The 20,158-nt window shown below is 71.6% G+C and carries 19 protein-coding genes and 1 riboswitch; of the genes, 9 read left to right on the top strand and 10 right to left on the bottom strand.

What is annotated here, in order from left to right; all coding sequences use genetic code 11:
- Positions 1-16: 16 nt before the first annotated feature.
- From OHB01_RS37410 to OHB01_RS37420, 3 genes are all read right to left on the bottom strand, one after another.
- Positions 17-1,642, bottom strand: coding sequence for a bifunctional 3'-5' exonuclease/DNA polymerase (locus OHB01_RS37410; RefSeq protein WP_142645434.1), 1,626 nt, complete (start codon positions 1,640-1,642; stop codon positions 17-19).
- A 232-nt stretch (positions 1,643-1,874) separates the two neighbouring features.
- Complete coding sequence (locus OHB01_RS37415) at positions 1,875-3,374, bottom strand: metallophosphoesterase family protein (protein WP_142645435.1); 1,500 nt, start codon at positions 3,372-3,374, stop codon at positions 1,875-1,877.
- 19 nt (positions 3,375-3,393) lie between these two features.
- Positions 3,394-4,995 carry an FAD-binding oxidoreductase gene (locus OHB01_RS37420; protein WP_240970908.1) on the bottom strand — a complete coding sequence of 534 codons (1,602 nt, stop codon included), beginning with the start codon at positions 4,993-4,995 and terminating at the stop codon, positions 3,394-3,396.
- 57 nt (positions 4,996-5,052) lie between these two features.
- On the opposite strand from OHB01_RS37420, the gene OHB01_RS37425 reads away from it, so the two are divergent.
- The 3 genes from OHB01_RS37425 to OHB01_RS37435 all read left to right on the top strand — a co-directional run bounded on the left by OHB01_RS37425 (position 5,053) and on the right by OHB01_RS37435 (position 8,280).
- The gene (locus OHB01_RS37425; protein ID WP_142645436.1) at positions 5,053-6,564 is read left to right on the top strand and encodes a glycerol-3-phosphate dehydrogenase/oxidase; all 1,512 of its coding nucleotides are present in this window, start codon (positions 5,053-5,055) and stop codon (positions 6,562-6,564) included.
- Positions 6,565-6,943: 379 nt separating this feature from the next.
- Positions 6,944-7,849, top strand: a complete 906-nt coding sequence (locus OHB01_RS37430) for a sucrase ferredoxin (protein WP_142645437.1) — start codon at positions 6,944-6,946, stop codon at positions 7,847-7,849.
- 116 nt (positions 7,850-7,965) lie between these two features.
- A complete protein-coding gene (locus OHB01_RS37435) occupies positions 7,966-8,280 on the top strand; it encodes a WhiB family transcriptional regulator (RefSeq protein WP_076434697.1) in 315 nt (104 codons plus the stop codon).
- 87 nt (positions 8,281-8,367) lie between these two features.
- On the opposite strand, the gene OHB01_RS37440 is transcribed toward OHB01_RS37435, so the two are convergent.
- The 4 genes from OHB01_RS37440 to OHB01_RS37455 form a co-directional block, all read right to left on the bottom strand.
- Positions 8,368-9,039, bottom strand: coding sequence for a phosphoribosyltransferase (locus tag OHB01_RS37440; protein ID WP_240970979.1), 672 nt, complete (start codon positions 9,037-9,039; stop codon positions 8,368-8,370).
- Between the two features lie 48 nt (positions 9,040-9,087).
- Positions 9,088-10,242 carry a ribosome small subunit-dependent GTPase A gene (gene rsgA, locus OHB01_RS37445; RefSeq protein WP_142645439.1) on the bottom strand — a complete coding sequence of 385 codons (1,155 nt, stop codon included), beginning with the start codon at positions 10,240-10,242 and terminating at the stop codon, positions 9,088-9,090.
- 277 nt (positions 10,243-10,519) lie between these two features.
- Positions 10,520-11,779 (bottom strand): serine hydroxymethyltransferase, encoded by a 1,260-nt coding sequence (gene glyA / locus OHB01_RS37450; protein ID WP_328854642.1) that lies wholly within the window; start codon positions 11,777-11,779, stop codon positions 10,520-10,522.
- Positions 11,780-11,806: 27 nt separating this feature from the next.
- Positions 11,807-11,902: riboswitch (ZMP/ZTP riboswitch) on the bottom strand.
- A 102-nt stretch (positions 11,903-12,004) separates the two neighbouring features.
- Positions 12,005-12,919 carry a YihY/virulence factor BrkB family protein gene (locus tag OHB01_RS37455; protein WP_168065618.1) on the bottom strand — a complete coding sequence of 305 codons (915 nt, stop codon included), beginning with the start codon at positions 12,917-12,919 and terminating at the stop codon, positions 12,005-12,007.
- Between the two features lie 305 nt (positions 12,920-13,224).
- Here OHB01_RS37455 and OHB01_RS37460 point away from each other — a divergent pair, with 305 nt between their 5' ends.
- From OHB01_RS37460 to OHB01_RS37480, 5 genes are all read left to right on the top strand, one after another.
- Positions 13,225-13,359, top strand: coding sequence for a hypothetical protein (locus OHB01_RS37460; RefSeq protein WP_260617085.1), 135 nt, complete (start codon positions 13,225-13,227; stop codon positions 13,357-13,359).
- Positions 13,360-13,670: 311 nt separating this feature from the next.
- Complete coding sequence (locus OHB01_RS37465; protein WP_142645442.1) at positions 13,671-15,353, top strand: nitrite/sulfite reductase; 1,683 nt, start codon at positions 13,671-13,673, stop codon at positions 15,351-15,353.
- A 121-nt stretch (positions 15,354-15,474) separates the two neighbouring features.
- The gene (locus OHB01_RS37470) at positions 15,475-15,630 is read left to right on the top strand and encodes an Insertion element protein (protein WP_142563833.1); all 156 of its coding nucleotides are present in this window, start codon (positions 15,475-15,477) and stop codon (positions 15,628-15,630) included.
- Between the two features lie 65 nt (positions 15,631-15,695).
- The gene (locus OHB01_RS37475) at positions 15,696-16,424 is read left to right on the top strand and encodes a phosphoadenylyl-sulfate reductase (RefSeq protein ID WP_079314141.1); all 729 of its coding nucleotides are present in this window, start codon (positions 15,696-15,698) and stop codon (positions 16,422-16,424) included.
- Positions 16,421-17,167 (top strand): sirohydrochlorin chelatase, encoded by a 747-nt coding sequence (locus tag OHB01_RS37480; protein WP_260617087.1) that lies wholly within the window; start codon positions 16,421-16,423, stop codon positions 17,165-17,167. Before OHB01_RS37475 ends, OHB01_RS37480 begins: the two co-directional genes overlap by 4 nt.
- A 14-nt stretch (positions 17,168-17,181) precedes the next feature.
- On the opposite strand, the gene OHB01_RS37485 is transcribed toward OHB01_RS37480, so the two are convergent.
- Positions 17,182-18,048: a hypothetical protein gene (locus OHB01_RS37485; RefSeq protein WP_142645443.1), complete on the bottom strand. Its 867-nt coding sequence runs from the start codon at positions 18,046-18,048 to the stop codon at positions 17,182-17,184.
- 210 nt (positions 18,049-18,258) lie between these two features.
- Between OHB01_RS37485 and OHB01_RS37490 the strand changes: the two genes are divergently transcribed.
- The gene (locus tag OHB01_RS37490; RefSeq protein WP_142645444.1) at positions 18,259-18,732 is read left to right on the top strand and encodes a GNAT family N-acetyltransferase; all 474 of its coding nucleotides are present in this window, start codon (positions 18,259-18,261) and stop codon (positions 18,730-18,732) included.
- A 41-nt stretch (positions 18,733-18,773) separates the two neighbouring features.
- On the opposite strand, the gene OHB01_RS37495 is transcribed toward OHB01_RS37490, so the two are convergent.
- The gene (locus tag OHB01_RS37495; RefSeq protein ID WP_142645445.1) at positions 18,774-19,547 is read right to left on the bottom strand and encodes a hypothetical protein; all 774 of its coding nucleotides are present in this window, start codon (positions 19,545-19,547) and stop codon (positions 18,774-18,776) included.
- A 1-nt stretch (position 19,548) separates the two neighbouring features.
- Positions 19,549-20,046 (bottom strand): SigE family RNA polymerase sigma factor, encoded by a 498-nt coding sequence (locus OHB01_RS37500; protein WP_142645446.1) that lies wholly within the window; start codon positions 20,044-20,046, stop codon positions 19,549-19,551.
- Between the last annotated feature and the right edge of the window lie 112 nt (positions 20,047-20,158).

A 20,158-nucleotide genomic window follows, 5' to 3' on the forward strand; every position in this document is an offset into this window, starting at 1 on the left:
ATCCGGCCTCCGCCCGTCACTTGGCGTCGGCGTAGCAGGTGACGGCCACCGCCTCCATCGGGAAGCGGACCATGGTCTCGCCGAACAGCAGCCGGGTCGCCTCGTCGGCCGCGCGGCCGACGGCCTCCCGCACCTCGCCCGCCACGTCGAGCGGGCAGTGCACCATCACCTCGTCGTGCTGGAAGAACACCAGCCGCGCCGGGTCCGGCAGCAGCCCGCGCAGCACGGCGAGGAGCGTCAGCGCCCACTCGGCCGCCGTCGCCTGCACGACGAAGTTGCGGGTGAACCTCCCCCGGTCCCTGGCCGCCCTCGCCCCCTCGGGACCGGCCACCAGCCGCCGCCACCGGTCCGACGGAGGCGGGCAGGTGCGGCCCAGCCACGACCGGACCAGCCGCCCCTCCTCCCCCGCGCGGGCCGCGTCCTCCACGAACGCGTACGCCTTCGGGAACCGCTGCCGCATCACGGCCAGCAGCTTGGAGGCGTCGCCGCTGGTGCCGCCGTACATCGCGGACAGCATGGCGATCTTGGCCGACTCGCGGACCCCGCCGAACGCCTGGGCCAGCGCGGCGTACAGGTCGATCTCCCCGGCCGCCCGCGCGAGCCCGAGATCGCCGGACAGCGCGGCCAGCACCCGGGGTTCGAGCTGCGCGGCGTCGGCGACCACGAGCGTCCAGCCGTCGTCGGCGACCACGACCTTGCGCATGACCTTGGGGATCTGCAGCGCGCCGCCGCCGCTGGTGGCCCACCGGCCGCTCACCACCCCGCCGACGACGTATTCGGGCCGGAAGCGGTCGCCGCTGACCCACTGCGCGGCCCAGGTCCAGCCGTGGGCGCTGTAGAGACGAGTCAGTTCCTTGTACGCGAGCAGCGGCGCGACGGCCGGATGGTCGACCGTCTTCAGCACGTGGGAGCGGGTGGACGGGATCTCGATCCCCATGGTCTTGAACGCCCTGACGATCTGCTGCGGGGAGTCGGGGTTGACCACGTGGCCGAAGGCGGCCGCCACCTCGTCGGCCAGGGCCTGGAGCTTCGCGGGCCGCATGCCGTGGGCGGGGCGGGGCCCGAGCAGGTCGGTCAGCAGCGCGTCGTGGACGTCCTCGCGCCACGGCATGCCGTCGTGGCCCATCTCCGCGGCGATGAGCGCACCGGCCGACTCGGCGGCGGCGAGCAGGCGGAACCGCCCGGGATCGGGCGTACGCGCGACACGGCGGCGCTGGTCCTCGAAGACCTCGGCGACCATGTCGGCCTCGGGCACGCCGTGCCGCGGCGGCGCCGGGTCGAACAGGCTCGCCTGCGTCCCGCCTCCCTGATGCGCGTCAGACGCCTCGTGCGGGTCGTCGGGCACCGGGAGACCGTGCAGGCGCGCGTAGGCCGCCTGGACCCCTCTGGGCTCCCCGTAGCGCCCGTCGGCCGCCAGCAGCAGGTTCTCGGTCAACGCAATGTCGTGGCAGCGCGACAGCCGTACCCCGGCGGCCAGGAGCGCCGGGTAGACGCGGTGGGCGTCGGCCCATACCCAGCGGGGCCGCTCGGCGGCCTCCAGCGAGCGTACGGCCGCCGCGAGATCGGGGACCCGGCTCGCCGGCCCGCCGAGGGGCTTCAGAGTGCCGCCCCCCTCGGCGTCGGCCGCCACCACAACGTGCACCCCACCAGCGTGCCAGGCGCCGCCGACATTTCCCCAGCCGGTGTTCCCCGGCCAATGCCCAACCGACGTTTCCCCGACCGAGCCCGCCAGGCACTCCCCAGCCCATCCCCATCGGCCTTACCCAGGCGCCGTCCCCCAGCCGACGTTCCCCGACCGAGCCCGCCAAGCGCGCCCCGGGCGGCGTTCCTCCAGCCGTTCGGCGACCGGCGTCCGCCCTGTCGCGCCCGGCCGGTCAGATGGGGATCTCGACCTCGTCCTCCAACGGCGGCTCCTCCTCCTGCTGCAGGCAGCCCGTCGCGGCGAAGCAGCGCAGCCGGATCGTGTCCCCGACGACCGACAGGTGGAGGAAGCTCTTGAAGAAGGGCGGGGTGTCCCAGTCGGACAGCTCGGAGATGTACCGATGGAAGATCCGCCCCACCGGCAGGCGGAACGGCATGGGCCAGCCGCCGAGCAGCCGGGCCGCCCACTTCACCCGCGCGCCGATCGGCGCTCCCGGCGTGGGCCTGGGCGGGGTGTTGCCGATCCGCCGGGACATCAGGGCCAGGCCCTCCTCCGGCGTGATGTACAGCCTGGGCAGGCGCAGCCGCTTGCTGTAGAGCAGGCTGTAGAAGGACAGCGAGTCGCCGCGCAGGGGATAGCACTTGAAGTCGTCCTCGTGCACGCCGCCCGCGTCCACTCGGGGGATCGTGTGGGTGGCGTGCATGAACGCCCCGCCGCCCCCGGAGACCACGTACTGGATGAGCCGCCCGTCCACACGGACCGGGTAGCGCTGGTAGTTGTGCACGTCGCCGCCGATGGCCGCCACATAGTTGTGCGCCGGATCCCGGACCACGTCGTCCACCGTGCCGCCGCCCTCGATCTCGCACGGGTGGTAGGCGTTGTTGACGTAGATCGGCTTGCCGGTGATCAGGATCTTGGGCCGGGGGTCGGCGGAGACCCGGCGCAGCCACTCGCCCTGCTCCCGGTCGAGTGTGCCCTTGATGCCGGTGTCGATGCCGACGAGCAGCAGGCGGCCGGTGTCGATCACCCAGTACGGCCCGGGCAGCGCCGGGCCCGGGTTGGGCCGCATCTTCCTGGCCTCGGCGAGGGCGTCCTCGTCGATCGTCTCCGGCTTCCGCCACAGGAGCCCGCGCAGGCCGCCGGGCGATAACCGGAATCCCCGGCCCTCGGCGGACACAGGGTGGGCGTCGCAGAACACGCGCATGAAGCCGCCGAGCCCGTCATACCAGTCGTGGTTGCCGGGCACGGCGAAGATCGGGGCCGGATAGTCCTTGTAGGGCCGGAAGAACTTGTCGCCATACTCGTTGCCCGAGCCGGTCGGATAGATCACGTCGCTGGCGATGACGGCGAACGCGGTGTCCGCGCCGAGCTTGAGCAGCCCGGGCACCACCGCGTACTGCGAGGCGTCGCCCTCGCCGGTGTCGCCGAGCACCAGGAACGAGAACTCCTCCCCCAGGTCGAGCCGGACGCGGAAGTCCTCGTCCACGCCGCGGTCGCGCTGGGCCGCCACCCAGCGGCGGCGCACCCGCGGCGAGGGGTCGCCGAACAGCTGGGCGAGGACCTCGTTGCGGGAGCGCCACAGCGTCGCGGGGTTCAGCCAGCTGAAGGAGTTCCGGGTGGGGCGCAGCGCGTCGAACGTGCCGATCTGCGCGCAGTCCCAGCCCGCTCCGGCCTGCGACACCCGTGACGAGACCTGCTTCCCCCGCGCGGCGGCCGCGCCCATATCGACCATGGGAACAATCTTGGCAATTTCATGGGATCAGCACACCCGGGTTGAGGATCCCGGCGGGGTCGAGCCGTTCCTTGATCCCCCGCAGGATCTCGGCGCCCAGGTCGCCGATCTCCGCGGCGTACGCCTCCCGGTGGTCGCGGCCGACGCCGTGGTGGTGCGAGATCGTGCCGCCCGCCTGCACGATCGCCTCGTTCGCCGCGCGCTTGGCCGCCGCCCACTGCCCGAGCGGGTCGCCGGTCTGGGCGGTCACCACGGTGAAGTACAGCGAGGCCCCCGTGGCGTAGACGTGGGAGATGTGGCACATCACCAGCGGCGACCCGAGCCCGCCGAGCAGGGCCAGCCGTACGGCGTCGTACAGGCGCGGCAGGTTGGACCAGAAGCAGGCGGTCTCCAGCGTCTCCACCGTCGCCCCCGCAGCCAGCAGGGAGTCGCGCAGGTAGGGGGCGGAGAACCGGCCCTGCGCCCACTTCTCCCCCGGCTCGGGCCCGAGGTGCACGCCGCCCGCCTCGACCAGCACGGCGGCGGCCCGCTCCCGCCGGTGGGCCACGTCGCCCGGGGAGCCCTCGAAGCCCGCCACCAGCAGGCAGCCGGAGTCGCGCCCGGAAGCGCCGAGGTCGGTGGGCTTGGCCAGCCCGACCAGGGTCTCGGTCTCGTCCGACAGCCTCAGCACGGTGGGCGGCGGTCCCTCCTGCTGCGCGAGCCGCCGCATGGCGGCCGTGCCCGCCGTGAAGCTCTCGAACCGCCAGCCCTCGTACGCCCTGACGGCCGGGGCGCGGCGGACGCGCAGCCGCAGCGCGGTGATCACTCCGAAGGCGCCTTCGGAGCCCAGGAACACCTGGCGCAGGTCGGGCCCGGCGGCCGATCGGGGCGCGCGGCCGATCTCCAGGGTGCCCCGGGGCGTCGCCACGGTCATGCCGGCGACCATGTCGTCGAACCTGCCGTATCCGGCCGAGGCCTGCCCGCTGGACCTGGCCGCCGCGAAGCCGCCCAGCGTCGCGTACTCGTACGACTGGGGGAAGTGCCCGAGCGTCAGCCCGTGCGCGGCGAGGAGCTGCTCGGCCTGCGGCGCGCGCAGGCCCGGCTCCAGCTCGGCGATCATGGACACGGGGTCGACGGAGACGAGCCGGTTGAGCCTGGCGAGGTCGAGCGCGACCACGCCGGCGAAGCCCCGCCGGACCGCGACGAGGCCGCCGACCACCGAGGTGCCCCCGCCGAACGGCACCACGGCCACCCGATGCTCCGCGCACAGGCGGAGCACGGCGGCCACCTCGTCGTGCGAGCCGGGGAGCACGACGGCGTCGGGCGCGTCCGAGGCGTCACCCGCGCGCATGAGCAGCAGGTCGGGGGTGGACTTGCCCCGGGTGTGGCGGATTCGGGCGTCGTCGTCGGCCCGCACGTGCTCGTCGCCGACGATCGCGGCCAGCGCGGCCAGGACGGGCGGCGGCAGCACGACCGGCGGCAGCCGCACCTCGCCGAACGTCGCCGGCGGCGTGGCGGGCGCCCGGACGCCGAGGAGTCCCGCGAGCAGGTCGCGCACCGGCGCGGGCAGCTCGGCGGCCTTGGCGGGATCACCCCAGCCCGACCAGAGCATGGGTTCCGCCGCAGTGAGAGGGGTTTCCATAGCCGTCGCGCCTCCAGGTAGGTTACTAAAGAGTAATGCGCGAGTAGTGGAGGGGACATGAACTCCTCACTGAATGCGGCCAGGCGCCGGTGGGATCTCGACGAGGCACGTACGGACGTCGTCGACGTCCTCGTGGTCGGCCTGGGGGCGACGGGCGCCGGAGCCGCGCTCGACGCCGCCTCGCGGGGCCTGTCGGTGGCCGCCGTGGACGCCCACGACCTGGCGTTCGGCACGTCCCGGTGGAGCTCCAAGCTGATTCACGGCGGGCTGCGCTATCTGGCGAGCGGGCAGGTCGGCGTGGCGTGGGAGAGCGCGGTGGAGCGCGACGCCCTGCTGCGCTTCACCGCGCCCCATCTGGTCTCCGCCCACCCCTACCTGCTGCCGCTGACGCCGGCCGTCTCCCGGGGCCAGGCCGCGACCCTGATGGCCGGCTACCGCATGGGCGACGCGCTGCGGGCCGCCGCGCGCACGCCGCGGCACCTGCTGCCCGGCCCCACCCGGCTCGCCGCCCGGCGGACGCTCACGCTCGCCCCGCACCTGCGGGCGGAGGGCCTGCGCGGGGCGCTGCTGTCGTGGGACGGCCGGGTCGTGGACGACGCCCGGCTGGTCGTCGCACTGGCGCGTACGGCCGCCGCCCACGGCGCGCGGATCCTCACCCGCTGCCGGGCGCTGGCGCTCTCCGGGGACGGCGCCCGGGTGCGCGACGAGCTGACCGGCGAGGAGTTCGACATCCGGGCCCGCGCGGTGATCAACGCGACCGGCGTGTGGGCCGGAGAACTGACGCCGTCGGTGGCGCTGCGCCCCTCGCGGGGCACGCATCTTGTGCTGCGCCCGGGGGCCCTCGGCGAGCTGCGCGTGGGGCTGCACGTGCCGATCCCCGGCGAGCGCGCCCGTTTCGCGCTGGTGCTCCCCCAGGCCGACGGGCGGATCTACGCCGGGCTGACCGACGAGCCGCTCGACGGCCCGATCCCGGACGTCCCCGAGGCGCCCGAGAGCGACATCAAGTTCCTGCTCGACGTCGTCGGAACGGCGCTGGACCGCCCTCTGCGGCGCTCGGACGTCGCCGGCGCCTTCGCCGGGCTGCGGCCCCTGGTCGACACGGCGGACACGCCCGGCGGCCCTGCGGGCGCAAGCACCGCCGACCTGTCCCGCCGCCACGCCGTGCTGCGCTCGCCGGACGGCGTCGTGACGGTCGTGGGCGGAAAGCTCACCACCTACCGGCGAATGGCCGAGGACGCGGTCGACGCGGCCTGCCCCCACGCCCGCGCGAGCCGTACGGCGCGGCTGCCCCTCGTCGGCGCCGGACCGGTGCGGCCGGGCACCCCCGACCGGCTGGCCCGCAGGTACGGCTCGGAGGCCTGGGCGGTGCGCGACCTGATGCGCGAGGACCCGGACCTGGCCGAGCCGGTGGCGCTGGGGATCACCCGGGCCGAGCTGGTGTGGGCGGTGCGCCACGAGGGCGCCCTGGACGCCGCCGACCTGCTCGACCGGCGGACCAGGATCGGCCTGGTGGCCGAGGACCGTGCGGCGGCCCTCCCCGCCGCCGAGGCCGCCCTGGCCTACTCCTGAGTGCCTCCCCGGCCCTCGCCCCGCCGAAGCCCCCGGCCGCCCTGAACGCCACCCGGCCCTCGCCCCGCCGAAGCCCCCGACCGCCCTGAACGCCACCCGGCCCTCGCCCCGCCGAAGCCCCCGGGCCCGTTCCGAGCGCCACCCGCACGCGCTCGGGGACGAGCGTGCCGCCCCTGCGCCACGGGCCCCTTCCCGCACCCCCGCCGTTCCCGCCGCCCGGCCCCTGCCCGCCTCACACGTGCTCGGCTGCGCCGCCCAGATGGGCCGTATCACGACATTTGTGGATTTAACGGGGATTTACCGGCCCGCTCCTGCGACCGCCGACGTCATTGGTTAAGGTTAGTCTTACCTAAGAAACGCGAGAGAAGGACGGGACCGCATGGCCAACGGGTGCGAGCACCCCGCCGCCTGCCACACGGGGGAGGCGCCGATCCTCGCGAGCGCGACCAAGAAGGGCCGGTTCTGGCTGCTGATCGAGCACGCGGGGCCCTGGGCCGCGGAGCTGGAGGAGTGCCGCCTGCCCGACGAGGTCCACCGGCTGATCTCCCGCGCCAGAGCTCTTGACATCCGGCCGCAACTCATCCGCCGGCCCGGCCGCCGCGAGGCCCGTACGGGCCCCCTGCACGTCTACGTCGCCGCCTGCGCGGTGGACGATCCATGGCTCGCCGAGGCCTTCCTGGAGCGCCCCGACGATCTTGACCTGGGCGCTCTTGTGCACGGAGTGGTTCCGGAGTCCTGCATACTGGTTAACGAGCCGATGTACCTGGTGTGCACGCACGGTCGGCACAACGCGTGCTGTGCACGTCTCGGACTCCCGCTGGCGCGGTTCCTCGACGAGAACCTGCCCGGCGAAGTGTGGGAAACCACACATGTCGGCGGCGATCGATACGCCGCCAACCTCGTATGCTTGCCACACGGGCTTTACTACGGCAGCATGTCTCAGGCTGCTGCGATCGCGGCGGCAAACGCGTACCGGCACGGCGAGGTCGTCCTCGACCGTTTCCGGGGACGCGCGGGTATCCCTGAGCCACTGCAGGCCGCCGAGCACTTCGTCCGGGCGCATACCGGCGAGATCTCGGTCGGCGGGGTGGCCGTGGAATCCTCCCGGTCGGTTGACGACTCCACGATCTGCGTCGTGCGCTGCACGACGAAGCGTGGGACGTCGCGGTTTCGGGTCGTGGTCGAACCCACGGTGTTCACGGCACCGTGCGGATCGCTCTGCGCCGACGGAATCCCGACCTACAGGTTGGCCGAGCTGAGCGAGCTCACGCCGGCGTTGACCTGAGGGCTCCGCCCCGGAGCCGGGAACACCACGGCCTATCCCGGCGTTGGCACAAGGGATGCCACAAGCGTCCAATGCGGCACAAACACTGAAATACCTCTCACCAAAGGTGGTTTCTCATGTCTCAGGTACGTCGGCAGCTCGCCCGCCCGCGCCCCAGCTGGGGTTGGCAGGATGATGCCGCGTGCCGGGGAGAGGACCTGGTGCTGTTCTTCGGTCCTGACGGCGAGCGTCAGCCCGAGCGCGACATCCGGGAGCGCAAGGCCAAGGCCATCTGCGCTCAGTGTCCTGTGCGAGCGGAGTGCCTCGACTACGCGCTCTCCCGCCCGGAGAAGTACGGCACGTGGGGTGGCCTCAACGAGGACGAGCGCGCTTCCGAGCGCCGCCGTCGTATGCGCCGCGCCGCCAGCGCCGGGATCAGCGCTGTCGCCTGAGCATTTTCCCCTTCCCCGACACGCGTCACCGCTGGGCGCTTCGCGTCCCGTCCCCCGACCTGGGCGACGGCGCACGCGGAGCGCCCTTCAGGTGTCATCCGTTCCTCCTCGCCCCGCCTCGGCCAGCAGGCCCAGCACGTCGTCATCGGTGAGCTGGTCGAACCGCCGATACCACTGACCCACCGCGCGGAAGTTCTCCGGCGTGACCGGCACGACGATCGCGTCCGCCTCGCCGAGCATCGCCTCCACCGTCTCCGGCGCGGCGACCGGCACCGCCAGCGTCACCCGGCCCCGCCCCGCCTGGATCGCCCGTACGGCACGCAGCGCCGCTCGCGCCGTCCCACCGGTCGCCAGGCCGTCGTCCACGACGATCACGTCACGGCCGCGCAGGTCCGGCAGCGGCCGGTCTCCCCGGTAGGCCCGCACCCGCCTGGCCAGCTCGTGCCGCTCCCGCCGGGCCACCTCCGCCACGTCCTCCGGATCAAGGCCGAGCCGGTCGAGCATCTCGTAGTCGAGCACGAGCAGCCCGCCCTCCGCGATCGCGCCCACTCCGAGCTCGGGCCGGGCCGGATGCCCGATCTTCCGGGTCACCAGGACGTCGAGCGGGGCGCGCAGCCGCTCCGCGACCGGCACGGCCACCGCGACGCCGCCGCGCGGCAGGGCGAGCACCACCGGATCGCGCGGGCTCATGTCCCACAGGATCTCGGCGAGCAGCGCACCCGCCTCGGCGCGGTCGGCGTACGGCAGCCGCACCCGCATCGTCTTCACGTCCCGGTCATACCCGCCCGGAACGGGACACATCCGGGCCTATGGGCGGCTCATGCCCCGCATCTGCTTGTGGATGGTCTTCCATTTGCGGGTCTGCTCGGCGCGCAGCCGGGCGTCGGTGCGGCGGGCCATCCAGGCGGCCTCGCGCTGGAGCCGGTTCCAGCTCTCCAGCCGCCGTTCGGGCAGCTCGCCCGACTCGACCGCCGCGAGCACCGCGCAGCCCGGTTCCGCCTGGTGCCGGCAGTCGGAGAACCGGCAGCCCCCGGCCAGCTCCTCGATGTCGGAGAAGACCAGGTCGACGCCCTCGCTCATCTCGTACAGCCCGACCCGGCGGATGCCGGGCGTGTCGATGACGAGCCCGCCGCCGGGCAGCGGGATGAGCTGCCGGTGGACGGTGGTGTGCCTGCCCCGCCCGTCGGCGGCCCTGACCTGCTGGGTCTCCATGACCTCCGCGCCGGCGAGGGCGTTGACGAGCGTGGACTTGCCCGCACCCGACGGGCCGAGGACCACCGCGGTCCCCGAGGGGCCGAGGTGGGCGCGCACCAGGTCGACGCCGTCACCGGTGAGCGAGCAGACCGGATGGACGTCGACGCCCGGCGCCGCCGCCGCGACGTCGGCGAGGAGATCGTCCAGCCCCTGATCGAAAAGGTCGGCCTTTGTGACGAGCACGACCGGACGCGCGCCGCTCTCCCAGGCGAGCGCCACGAGACGCTCGATCCTTCCGAGATCGGCACCGTGCTTGCCCGGGGGGACGACCCCCCGTAGCCCCCCGGGAGGCGTAGCGTGCATGGACGGCTCGGCCACGAAGACCACGTCGACGTTGGCGGCCAGCACCTGGCCCTGGCCGTCGCCCGACAGGCCGCCGCGCGAGTCGCGGCTCACGCCGCCCCGGACGAAGGCCGTACGGCGGGGCAGCACCTCGGCCAGCTCGTAGCGGCCTCCATTGGACGAGGACAGATCGAGCCGGGCGAGCGCGACCCAGTCACCCACGCACGGAAGCTCCAGCGGATCGGCCGCCGCGGCCCTGCGTACGCGGGCGCCGAACCGCGCCTGATGGGTTCCGTCGGCGGCGATGACCTCGGCGGCGCCCCGGTCGACCCGCGCCACACGCGCGGGGACGGCTCCGCCTGGCAGGCCGGGAAGCTCCTCCGCGAGCCCGTCATGCCAGCCGAGAAGAGAAAGATCGTTGAACACTGCTGGTGAACACCCTTCGGGAAACCGGGTGTCCCAGCGAGAAGAGCTTAGGCGGGCACCCGGGAGTTGACGGACGGCATGGTCGTCAGGAAGACCCGCATAGTCCTCACCTCCCTGGTCCTGGCCGCACGGCTGCGGCGATGGGGGAACCCTAGCAGCGCCCCCGCGGCTTCACGCAACCGATTATTCCGTTTGATCCGTCCCCGGCCGGTGCGAAACAACGGCTCCCCACGGCCTCGTGAGGTCGCGGGGAGCCGTCGCTCGTCGATTCCGGCGATCAGGACAGGCCGGGCGCGGGGAACCGGCTCGTCAGCTCGGTGACCTCGCCGTGCACCCGTGCGATCACGTCCTCCGCGTCGCCCTTGGCGACGGCGGTGACGACCTCGTCCATCCACGCGGCGATCTGGCGCATCTCGGCCTCGCCCATCCCGCGGGAGGTGACCGACGGCGTGCCGATGCGGATGCCGGACGGGTCGAACGGCTTGCGCGGGTCGAAGGGCACGGTGTTGTAGTTGGTCTCCAGGCCCGCCCGGTCGAGGGCCTGCGCGGCCGGCTTGCCCCCGACGCCCTTGGACGTGAGGTCCATCAGGATCAGGTGGTTGTCGGTGCCGCCGGAGACCAGGTCGAACCCGCGGGCGAGCAGCTCGTCGGCGAGCGCCTTGGCGTTCTTCACGATCTGCGCGGCGTACGCCTTGAACTCCGGCAGGGCGGCCTCGTGCAGGGCGACCGCGATGGCGGCGGTGGTGTGGTTGTGCGGGCCGCCCTGAAGGCCGGGGAACACGGCCTTGTCGAGCGCCTTGGCGACCTCGTCGGTGTTCGCCATGAGCATCGCGCCGCGCGGGCCGCGCAGGGTCTTGTGGGTGGTCGTGGAGATCACGTCCGCGTGCCCGACCGGCGAGGGGTGGGCGCCGCCGGCGACGAGGCCCGCGATGTGGGCGATGTCGGCCGCGAGCACCGCGCCGACCTCCTTGGCGATCTCGGCGAACGCCGGGAAGTCGATCGTGCGCGGGATCGCGGTGCCGCCGCAGAAGATCAGCTTGGGCCGGTGCTCCAGCGCCAGCGCGCGCACCTCGTCCATGTCGATGCGGCCGGTGTCGCGGCGCACGCCGTAGCGGACCGAGTTGAACCACTTGCCGGTCGCGGACACCGACCAGCCGTGGGTGAGGTGGCCGCCGAACGGCAGGCCCATCCCGAGCACGGTGTCGCCCGGGTTCAGGAACGCCAGATAGACGGCGAGGTTGGCGGGCGAGCCCGAGTAGGGCTGGACGTTGGCGTGGCTCACGCCGAAGACCGACTTGGCCCGCTCGATCGCCAGCGTCTCGATCTGGTCGATGACCTGCTGGCCCTCGTAGTAACGCTTGCCCGGGTAGCCCTCGGAGTATTTGTTGGTGAGGACGGTTCCGGTCGCCTCCAGGACGGCCCTGGACACGTAGTTCTCTGACGCGATCAGCTTGACGGTGTCGGCCTGCCGCCGCTCCTCCGCCCTGATCAGCTCGGCGATCTCGGGATCGACGACGTTCAGCGAGTTCTCAGCCATTGCGCCTTCCTTCTCCACGTCGACGTCGGCGGCGACCCAGGCGCACGGCCTCCGCAGATTCGCTCCCCGGTGGTGCCCCACCTGCGCCCATCGGGCGCTCCAGCGCCAGTCGCGATGCCTATCAACCCTATCGGAGCGCGCCCCGTACGAGAGCCGTGCGCGGCGCACGATCCGGCCCGGGGCACGGCTGCCGAGACCGGGAGCACACCCGGCGACAGCCGCAGATCAGTCCTTGGCGGACCTGCGGTGATGGTGCTCGTGCCGGGGGGCGCCGCCCAGCGGCCAGAGCCGGTCCAGCTCCGCGTTCAGCGTCGCCCCGATGAGCACGGCGAGCGCGGTGATGTAGAGCCACAGCAGCACGGCGATCGGCGCCGCGAGCGAGCCGTAGATCGACAGCGGGGTGAACCAGGCGGCGAGCACCTCGCGCAGGAACGCGGCGCACACGATCCAGATCAGCAGCGCCAGCACGGCCCCCGGCACCTCGCGCCACCAGCGCGTGCGGTGCGGCACGCTCACGTGATAGAGCAGCGTGAGCATCAGCACCGAGCCGATCACGAGCACGGGCCAATAGAAGATCGTCACGAGCGCGGCATATCTGGGCAGGGCGTTGGACATCAGCGTGGGCCCGATGACCAGGATCGGCATCACGACCAGCCCGATCAGCAGCGCCGCGATATAGAGGCAGAACGACATGACCCGGGTGCGGATGATCCCCCGGGTCTCCCCCAGACCGTACGCGATGGATATCAGGTCCACGTAGACGAACAGGGCCCGCGAGCCCGACCACAGCGACAGCAGGAAGCCGACCGAGATCAGCGAGACCTGTCCGCCGCTCAGCACGTCGGCGAGCAGCGGTTTGACGACCCGCTGGACGGTGTTGTCAGTGAACAGCAGCTCGGACTGGTCCACGACCCAGCGCCTGATCTCGTCGATGGCGGCCGGGCCGAGCAGCCCGCTCAGGTGGCCCATGACACCCAGCAGCCCGAGCACGAACGGCGGCAGCGACAGCAGCGCGAAGAACGCCGCCTCGCCCGCGAGGCCGGTAACCCGGTAGTTGACGCCCGCCATCGTGGTCGCCCTGACCAGGGCCCAGACGTTCGTGTCACGCAGCCACGTGAGCCGCGCACGGGCGAGCGCCATGCCCTTGCGCGTAAGCCGCGGCCTGCGCGATGGCGCGTCCGTGGAGGTCATGGCACCCAACCGGTCATGAGAACTGGGCTCTACCCGCTGCCGCAGCGGTTAGTACGTGACCTGCGGGCGGATCGTCGCCGCCCAGAATAGGGGCCCCCACCCCCTGCTCGCGAGAACCCGGTCGTGCCGGAGGCGCGCCATGGGCATTCCCTCGTCGCACTCTGGTCGCTTCGCTCCCACGCGTTCCTCGGTCCAGACCGGCGACGTGCCCCTCCGGATCGCCCGGCCTGCAGCATGGCGTTCACAATGGAGACATGATCTGCAGAGCGTGCAGGGAGCGCCGGCACAAGGAGTGCCGCGGCGGGTCCTGGTGCGACTGCCAGCATCAGGAGCCGTCCAAGAAGGAGCACGAGGCCGAACCTCCGGTGAACTGGGTCCGCAAGGGCTGACCCGCGTTACATTGCCGTCACAATCCCGCATCCTGGACACGAACTTGGACATCCAGGATCTCAGAGGTATCGTTTGGGACATGCCAGCGGACCCGTTGCTCGTCGTGCGACGCCACGTCGATCTCCTGCGCGTCCGTAGCGCGATCTGTATCGACGCCGGCTGACCGTCGCCCCTCCGCTGATCCATCCGGGCGCTCGGCCAGGCGTCGTTTTCGTATGCCCTCACACTCGACGGCGAGGTGAGAGGCCGCCTGCGCCGGTGTCCGCCGAAACCCGATCTCAGACCGAGCCTCGGAGAAGGACGTGTGCCCATGAGCACCCCGGCCCGCCCGGCGAACCGCCACCACAAGCGCCCGCGCGGCGAAGGTCAGTGGGCTCTCGGTTACCGTGAGCCGCTGAACAAGAACGAGGAGAACAAGAAGGCCGATGACGGGCTGAACGTCCGCCAGCGGATCATCGACATCTACTCCAAGCGCGGCTTCGACTCCATCGACCCCGCCGACCTGCGCGGCCGGTTCCGCTGGTTCGGCCTCTACACCCAGCGCAAGCCCGGAATCGACGGCGGCAAGACGGCGATCCTGGAGCCCGAGGAGCTCGACGACCGCTACTTCATGCTGCGCGTCCGCATCGACGGCGGACAGCTCAGCCTGGAGCAGCTCCGGGTGATCGCCGACATCTCCAACGAGTACGCCAGGGGCACCGCCGACATCACCGACCGGCAGAACATCCAGCTCCACTGGATCGACATCGAGTCGGTGCCGGACATCTGGCAGCGGCTGGAGGCGGTCGGCCTGTCCACCACCGAGGCGTGCGGCGACACTCCCCGCGTCATCCTCGGCTGCCCGCTGGCCGGCATCGACGCCGGCGAGGTGATCGACGGCACCGCCCAGATCCGCGAGATCTACGACCGGTACATCGGCGACAAGGCGTTCTCCAACCTGCCGCGCAAGTTCAAGACGGCGGTCAGCGGCTGCACGGCCCACTGCACCGTCCACGAGATCAACGACGTGGCGTTCGTCGGCGTGGTGAACGAGCAGGGCGAGCACGGCTTCGACGTCTGGGTGGGCGGCGGTCTGTCGACCAACCCGATGTTCGCCAAGCGGCTCGGCGCGTTCGTCCGGCCCGAGCAGGTTCACGAGGTGTGGGCCGGGGTCGCCGGCATCTTCCGCGACTACGGCTACCGCCGCCTGCGTCACCGGGCGCGCATCAAGTTCCTCGTCAACGACTGGGGCGCGGAGAAGTTCCGCGAGGTCCTGGAGACCGAATACCTGAAGTACGCCCTGCCGGACGGCCCCGCTCCGGAGGCGCCGCGCGGCGGCCGGCGCGACCACGTCGGGGTGCACCCCCAGCGTGACGGCAACTTCTACGTCGGCTTCGCCCCCCGCGTGGGCCGGGTGGACGGCGACACGCTGCACCGCATCGCCGACATCGCCGAGCGGCACGGCTCCACCCGGGTCCGTACGACGGTCGAGCAGAAGATGGTCATCCTCGACGTCGCCCCCGACAAGGTGGAGTCGATCGTGGCGGAGCTGGAGGCCGCCGATCTCCAGGTGAACCCGTCCACGTTCCGCCGCCAGACGATGGCCTGCACCGGCATCGAATACTGCAAGCTCGCGATCGTCGAGACCAAGGCCACCGCGTCGGCCCTGATCGACGAGCTGGAGCGGCGCCTTCCGGACTTCGCCGAGCCGCTGACGATCAACGTCAACGGCTGCCCGAACTCCTGCGCCCGCATCCAGGTGGCCGACATCGGCCTCAAGGGCCAGCTTGTGGTCAACGACAAGGGCGAGCAGGTCGAAGGCTTCCAGGTGCACCTGGGCGGCTCGGTCGGTCTCAACCCGAGCTTCGGCCGCAAGGTCCGCGGTCTCAAGACCACCGCCGAGGATCTGCCCGACTACGTCGAGCGGGTCGTCCGCAACTACGAGAAGCAGAAGAACGCCGGCGAGACCTTCGCCCAGTGGGTCCAGCGCGCCGACGAAGCCGACCTCAAATGACAGCCGAGGGCGCGGTGGCGTCTGAACTGAGGAGCGAACGCGTGCGAGGTACGAGCACGCGTGAGCGACGACGGAAGACGTCACCTGGAACGCGCTCAAGGCCAGCGAGCGGAGCAAACCGATGAGCACCGAGCGCGCCGCGCCCTTCTACTGCCCGTACTGCGGCGAGGAGGACCTGGAGCCCTATGTGACCGAGGAAGAAAGCCACGGTTGGTACTGCAGGTCCTGCGCCCGCGCCTTCCGGGTGAAATTCCTCGGCCTCGGCGTGCGTTCGTAATCCCCAGAGGCTTTTCATCCCATCACCCGATGAATGAACCAATGAACGACGTGTGAGGAGTAACGATGTCGGTGGCGGAGATAGAGGCAGGACTGGAGCGGCAGCGGGTGACGCTGGATCTCCAGGGCATTGTGGAGTCCGCGGCGCGCTTCCTTGAGGACGCGCCCGCCCGGGAGATCATCCGTTGGGCCGCGGCCACCTTCGGCGACCGCCTCTGTCTCACCTCGTCGATGAGCGACGCCCTGCTGATCGACCTGGTCAGCAGGGTCAAGCCCGGCGTCGACGTGTTGTTCATCGACACGGGTTACCACTTCGCCGAGACCATCGGCACCCGTGACGCGGTCGAGGCGGTCTACCAGGTCAACGTGATCAACGTGAAGCCGTCCAGGACCGTCGAGGAACAGGACCGCGACCTGGGGCCGCGCCTGTACGGGCGCAACCCCGACCTGTGCTGCTACCTGCGCAAGGTCGAGCCGCTCAACCGGGCGCTCGAGCCGTACCTCGCCTGGGTGTCGGGCATCCGCCGCGACGAGTCGCCCACCAGGGCGAACACCAAGGTCGTGGAGTGGGACGCCAAGCGGCAGATGGTGAAGATCAACCCCATCGCCCGGTGGACCCAGGAGGACGTCGACAACTACATCGCCGACAACGGCGTCCTGATCAACCCGCTGCACTACGACGACTATCCCTCGATCGGCTGCGCCCCCTGCACCCGGCGGGTGGCGCCGGGCGAGGACCCGCGCAGCGGCCGCTGGGCCGGCCTCGGCAAGATCGAGTGCGGCATCCACCTGTGACGACCGTCGCGCACACAGGCGCACCGCTGATCGCGGTGGCGCACGGGTCCCGCGACCCGCGCGCCGCCGCGACCGTGGAGGCGCTCCTCGACGGCGTACGGCAGGCTCGGCCCGGCCTGGACGTCCGCGCCGCCTATCTCGACCACGCCACGCCGTCGCTGCCACAGGCGTTGTCGGGGCTGGACGAGGCCGTCGTGCTCCCCCTGCTGCTCACCGCCGCCTACCACAGCCGGGTGGACATCCCGGCGGCGCTGCGGGAGGCCGCCGGCCGTACGCCGCTGCTGCGGGCCGTCTGCGGCCCCACCCTCGGCCCCCACCCGCTGCTCGTACGCGCACTCGAACGCCGCCTCGCCGAGGCCGGCGTGGAGATCGGCGACCCGGACACCGCGGTGGTGCTCGTCTCGGCCGGCTCCAGCGACCGCCGGGCGAACGCGACGATCGCCGCCGTCGCCCGCGAGTGGGCGCGCACCCGCCCCTGGTGGTCGGTCAGCGCCGCCTACGCCTCGGCCGCCGCGCCCACCCCTCGGGACGAGGTCGTACGGCTGACGCGCGCGGGCGCCCCGAAGGTCGTGGTGGCGCCCTACCTGCTGGCTCCCGGCTACTTCGCCGACATGGTGGAGCGCGACACCCTGGAGGCCGGGGCACACGCCGTGGCCGCCGTCCTCGGGCCCGCTCCCGAACTGGTCACGCTCCTGCTCGAACGCCACGCCCAGGCCGTACGCGCCGCCTCCGCGGCCGCCTGACGGAACGCCCCAGGCTAGGCGAAAAGGTCGTCGGCCGAGGTGACGGTGGCGGCCCTGCGGACCCAGATGCCGAGCTGGCTCAGGTCCTCACACCCGCGGATCCGCTCACGCGCTTCGTCGGAGATCTCCAGACCACGGGCGTCGAGCACCGCCAGAATCGAGTTGATCTCGCCCTCCGCGCGGCCTTCCTCACGGCCCTCCTCACGGCCTTTGTCGACCCAGTGGGAGAAGTACTTCTCGCCGAGGTAGTCGAAGTCCTGAATGGTGCTCACCATCTCCTCCAGACGCTTAGCGGTTACTTCCGGTAGCGAGCCGAACACGTGGTTCAAATATAATCTGACCCGATCCTCATCCAGGGCCTCCAGCCCTGCCAGCATCGCCTCCAGCACCTGCTCGCTCTCGGCCTCGTCGGAGTGCGCCACGGCCGACAGCACCGCGAGTTCGGGGCAGGCGCGGGCCTGCTCGGGGTCGGTGATCAGGGGCATGCGGCCGGGGTGGATCGGCAGCGGGACGATGACGCCGTTCGGGCCCAGCCGGATCGCCTTCTCACACCAGCGGGCCATCGACCGGTCCGGGCAGATGACCAGCAGCGCGGCGTCGCACTTGTGCTGCGATCGCAACGTCGTGACGTAGACCGGCCAGCTGAACCTCTTGGCGGCGTCCCGTCCGAGCTGCACCTCCACGATCACGGCCAGGAGCGCCGTTCCGTTCTTGTCCCGCACGACCACCACCGAGTCGGCTCGGTGCTCGATCGGTCCCGGCTGGGTGCAGTCGGCCGCCTCGACGCGAGCGGCGGCAAAGGGCGGCACCCGCATCCCGGTGACGCAGCGGAGCAGCTCAAGTGCGGTCTCCGGCCGGTTGCGGATGAGCTCGATCGGCATTTCGTGATCAATACCAGGCATGGCCGAGATATTACGTACGGCAGTCGTTCAATTACACAGAGTTCGCAAAAATGGCGGCGATTGTCGGCTATTAGATCTCGACGGAGTTTCCCGGTTCGCGTCAGGACGTGCTCGTTCAGTGTTGTGACCGGCAGTGTTCACGGGGTTAACCGGTGGACCGAGTCTTCGCGGGGCTTGTAGGTTCCCGGCGTGACCGATGACGGCAGGACCTTGATCCGAATCGCGGAGGAAGCGGACGCTGCTGTGATCGCGCGGATCCACATGACCTCCCGGTCGGCGACCATGCCCTACCTCCCTCCGCAGAAGCGCAGTCACGAGCAGGTGACCGGGTGGGTCCAGGACGTCGTGCTCAAACGGTGTCGCACGTGGGTCGCCGTGCGTGACGCGGAGATCATCGGCTATGCGGCCCTCGACGGCGACATGCTCGAAGACCTCTATCTGCGCCCGGACGTCCGCCGGCAGGGAGTCGGCACGCTGCTGCTCGACGAGGTCAGGCGGCACAGCCCCGACGGGGTGTCGTTGCACGTCTTCCAGCAGAACACCGATGCCCGCGCGTTCTACGAGAGCCACGGTTTCACCGTCCTCGACACCAGCGACGGTGATCGCAACATGGAGAACCTGCCCGACATGACGCTTCGCTGGACGCCCGACAGCAGCCGGTGATCCGCACCGGCCAGACGTGGCTCACAGCGCGGCTGAGAGCACTAACCCTGCGGGGATGGGGGCTCCTCGCCGGGCTGGTCGCACGCCGACGACAGGATCTCCCGCCCGTCCGGCCTGCGGATGACGATGTCTCCTTGGCAGACGCTGGGCGAGCCCGCGCCGACGACGGCGAACGCCTCCCGGATCGTCACCCTGGCGTCGGTGCGGTATTCGCCGGTCTCGCCGACGATGCGCGCGGCGTCGTCCGCATCGACCGCACCATGACCGTCCACCACGCTGCCCGGCGGAATCACCGCCACATGGAACTCGTCGCGTCCTGACGGCACCCGCCCATCCTGATCGGTCCAGGAGCGCAGGTGGTCGACGTGGTCGTCCTGGATTCCACAGGGTCCCTGATCGACCAGCACCCCCTCGTGCCAGACGAACGCGTAGGACGGCGTGCGGCACTCGACCTGGATGTTCACCGAATCAGCCTGGACGGCGACCCTGAACGGCACCTTGCGCCCGCCAGCCGTGATCTCCTCGTCCAGGAGCACCCGGTCGCTCGTCAGGTAGGTCACATCCTGGGTCGGCGAAGGGCCGGCCGCGGTGGCGGCGTCGGGGGCGTCGGCCGGCGAGATCGTCATCGTACGCGGTGAGGTCGCCACCATCACCACAGTGGCCAGTCCGGCGGCCACCGCCGCCCCCGCGACGCCGCGACGGCGCCGGATGCGCCGCACCCTCCGGTCGACGTCGGCCAGGGTGACGCCCGCGCCTCCCCCCGTGGACGCATCTCGGGCGAGCAGGTCACGCAGGTCGTTATCGGTCATCGTCATGTCAGCCCTCCAGGCTCATCGCGGAGCGGGCGGCGGAATCGACACGCAGCCTGGCCAGCGCCCTGCTCGCCTGACTTCGAACGGTGGCGGCCGAGCAGCCCAGGATTTCCGCGATCTGGGCGTCGCCCAGATCGGCGAAGTAACGCAGCACGATCACGGCGCGCTGTTTCGGCGGCAGGCAGGTGAGGGCCTGCCGTACGGCGTCGCGGGAGCCGAGCAGGTCGGCCGGGTCGCCGACGGCCGGTTCCGGCAGCACGTCGACCGGCTGCTCGCCGCGCCAGCGTCGGCGCCACCAGGAGGCGTGGGTGTTGGTCAGGATGCGGTAGACGTACGGGTCGGGGTTCTCGCCGACCCTGCGCCAGGCCAGCCACGCTTTGGCCAGCGCCGTCTGGAGCAGGTCCTCGGCGGTGGCCCAGTCACGGCAGAGCAGGTAGGCCGTCCGCAGCAGTCGCTCCGAGCGCTGCTCGACATAGCGCTCGAAGTCGGCCCGGTCGCGCATGTGCGGCCCCCAGGTTCTCGGTGATCCCTTGGTGAACGGTCACCGATGACTACGCCCTGGGAACGTCCCGATGTTGCCTCGGGGGGCCATCCGGCCGGCGCGGGCCGGAAAG

This window comes from Microbispora hainanensis, from assembly GCF_036186745.1.
GTDB lineage: Bacteria > Actinomycetota > Actinomycetes > Streptosporangiales > Streptosporangiaceae > Microbispora.

What these genes read in the sequence shown, in the direction of transcription:
- OHB01_RS37425 (WP_142645436.1), top strand. Translation starts at nt 5,053, where the DNA reads ATGAACTCCTCACTGAATGCGGCCAGGCGCCGGTGGGATCTCGACGAG.
- glyA (WP_328854642.1), bottom strand. Translation starts at nt 11,779, where the DNA reads ATGGCTGAGAACTCGCTGAACGTCGTCGATCCCGAGATCGCCGAGCTG.
- OHB01_RS37420 (WP_240970908.1), bottom strand. Translation starts at nt 4,995, where the DNA reads ATGGAAACCCCTCTCACTGCGGCGGAACCCATGCTCTGGTCGGGCTGG.
- OHB01_RS37475 (WP_079314141.1), top strand. Translation starts at nt 15,696, where the DNA reads ATGTCGGTGGCGGAGATAGAGGCAGGACTGGAGCGGCAGCGGGTGACG.
- OHB01_RS37465 (WP_142645442.1), top strand. Translation starts at nt 13,671, where the DNA reads ATGAGCACCCCGGCCCGCCCGGCGAACCGCCACCACAAGCGCCCGCGC.
- OHB01_RS37435 (WP_076434697.1), top strand. Translation starts at nt 7,966, where the DNA reads ATGTCTCAGGTACGTCGGCAGCTCGCCCGCCCGCGCCCCAGCTGGGGT.
- OHB01_RS37500 (WP_142645446.1), bottom strand. Translation starts at nt 20,046, where the DNA reads ATGCGCGACCGGGCCGACTTCGAGCGCTATGTCGAGCAGCGCTCGGAG.
- OHB01_RS37430 (WP_142645437.1), top strand. Translation starts at nt 6,944, where the DNA reads ATGGCCAACGGGTGCGAGCACCCCGCCGCCTGCCACACGGGGGAGGCG.
- OHB01_RS37460 (WP_260617085.1), top strand. Translation starts at nt 13,225, where the DNA reads ATGATCTGCAGAGCGTGCAGGGAGCGCCGGCACAAGGAGTGCCGCGGC.
- OHB01_RS37485 (WP_142645443.1), bottom strand. Translation starts at nt 18,048, where the DNA reads ATGCCGATCGAGCTCATCCGCAACCGGCCGGAGACCGCACTTGAGCTG.
- OHB01_RS37440 (WP_240970979.1), bottom strand. Translation starts at nt 9,039, where the DNA reads ATGCGGGTGCGGCTGCCGTACGCCGACCGCGCCGAGGCGGGTGCGCTG.
- OHB01_RS37470 (WP_142563833.1), top strand. Translation starts at nt 15,475, where the DNA reads ATGAGCACCGAGCGCGCCGCGCCCTTCTACTGCCCGTACTGCGGCGAG.
- OHB01_RS37495 (WP_142645445.1), bottom strand. Translation starts at nt 19,547, where the DNA reads ATGACGATGACCGATAACGACCTGCGTGACCTGCTCGCCCGAGATGCG.
- OHB01_RS37415 (WP_142645435.1), bottom strand. Translation starts at nt 3,374, where the DNA reads ATGGTCGATATGGGCGCGGCCGCCGCGCGGGGGAAGCAGGTCTCGTCA.
- OHB01_RS37455 (WP_168065618.1), bottom strand. Translation starts at nt 12,919, where the DNA reads ATGGCGCTCGCCCGTGCGCGGCTCACGTGGCTGCGTGACACGAACGTC.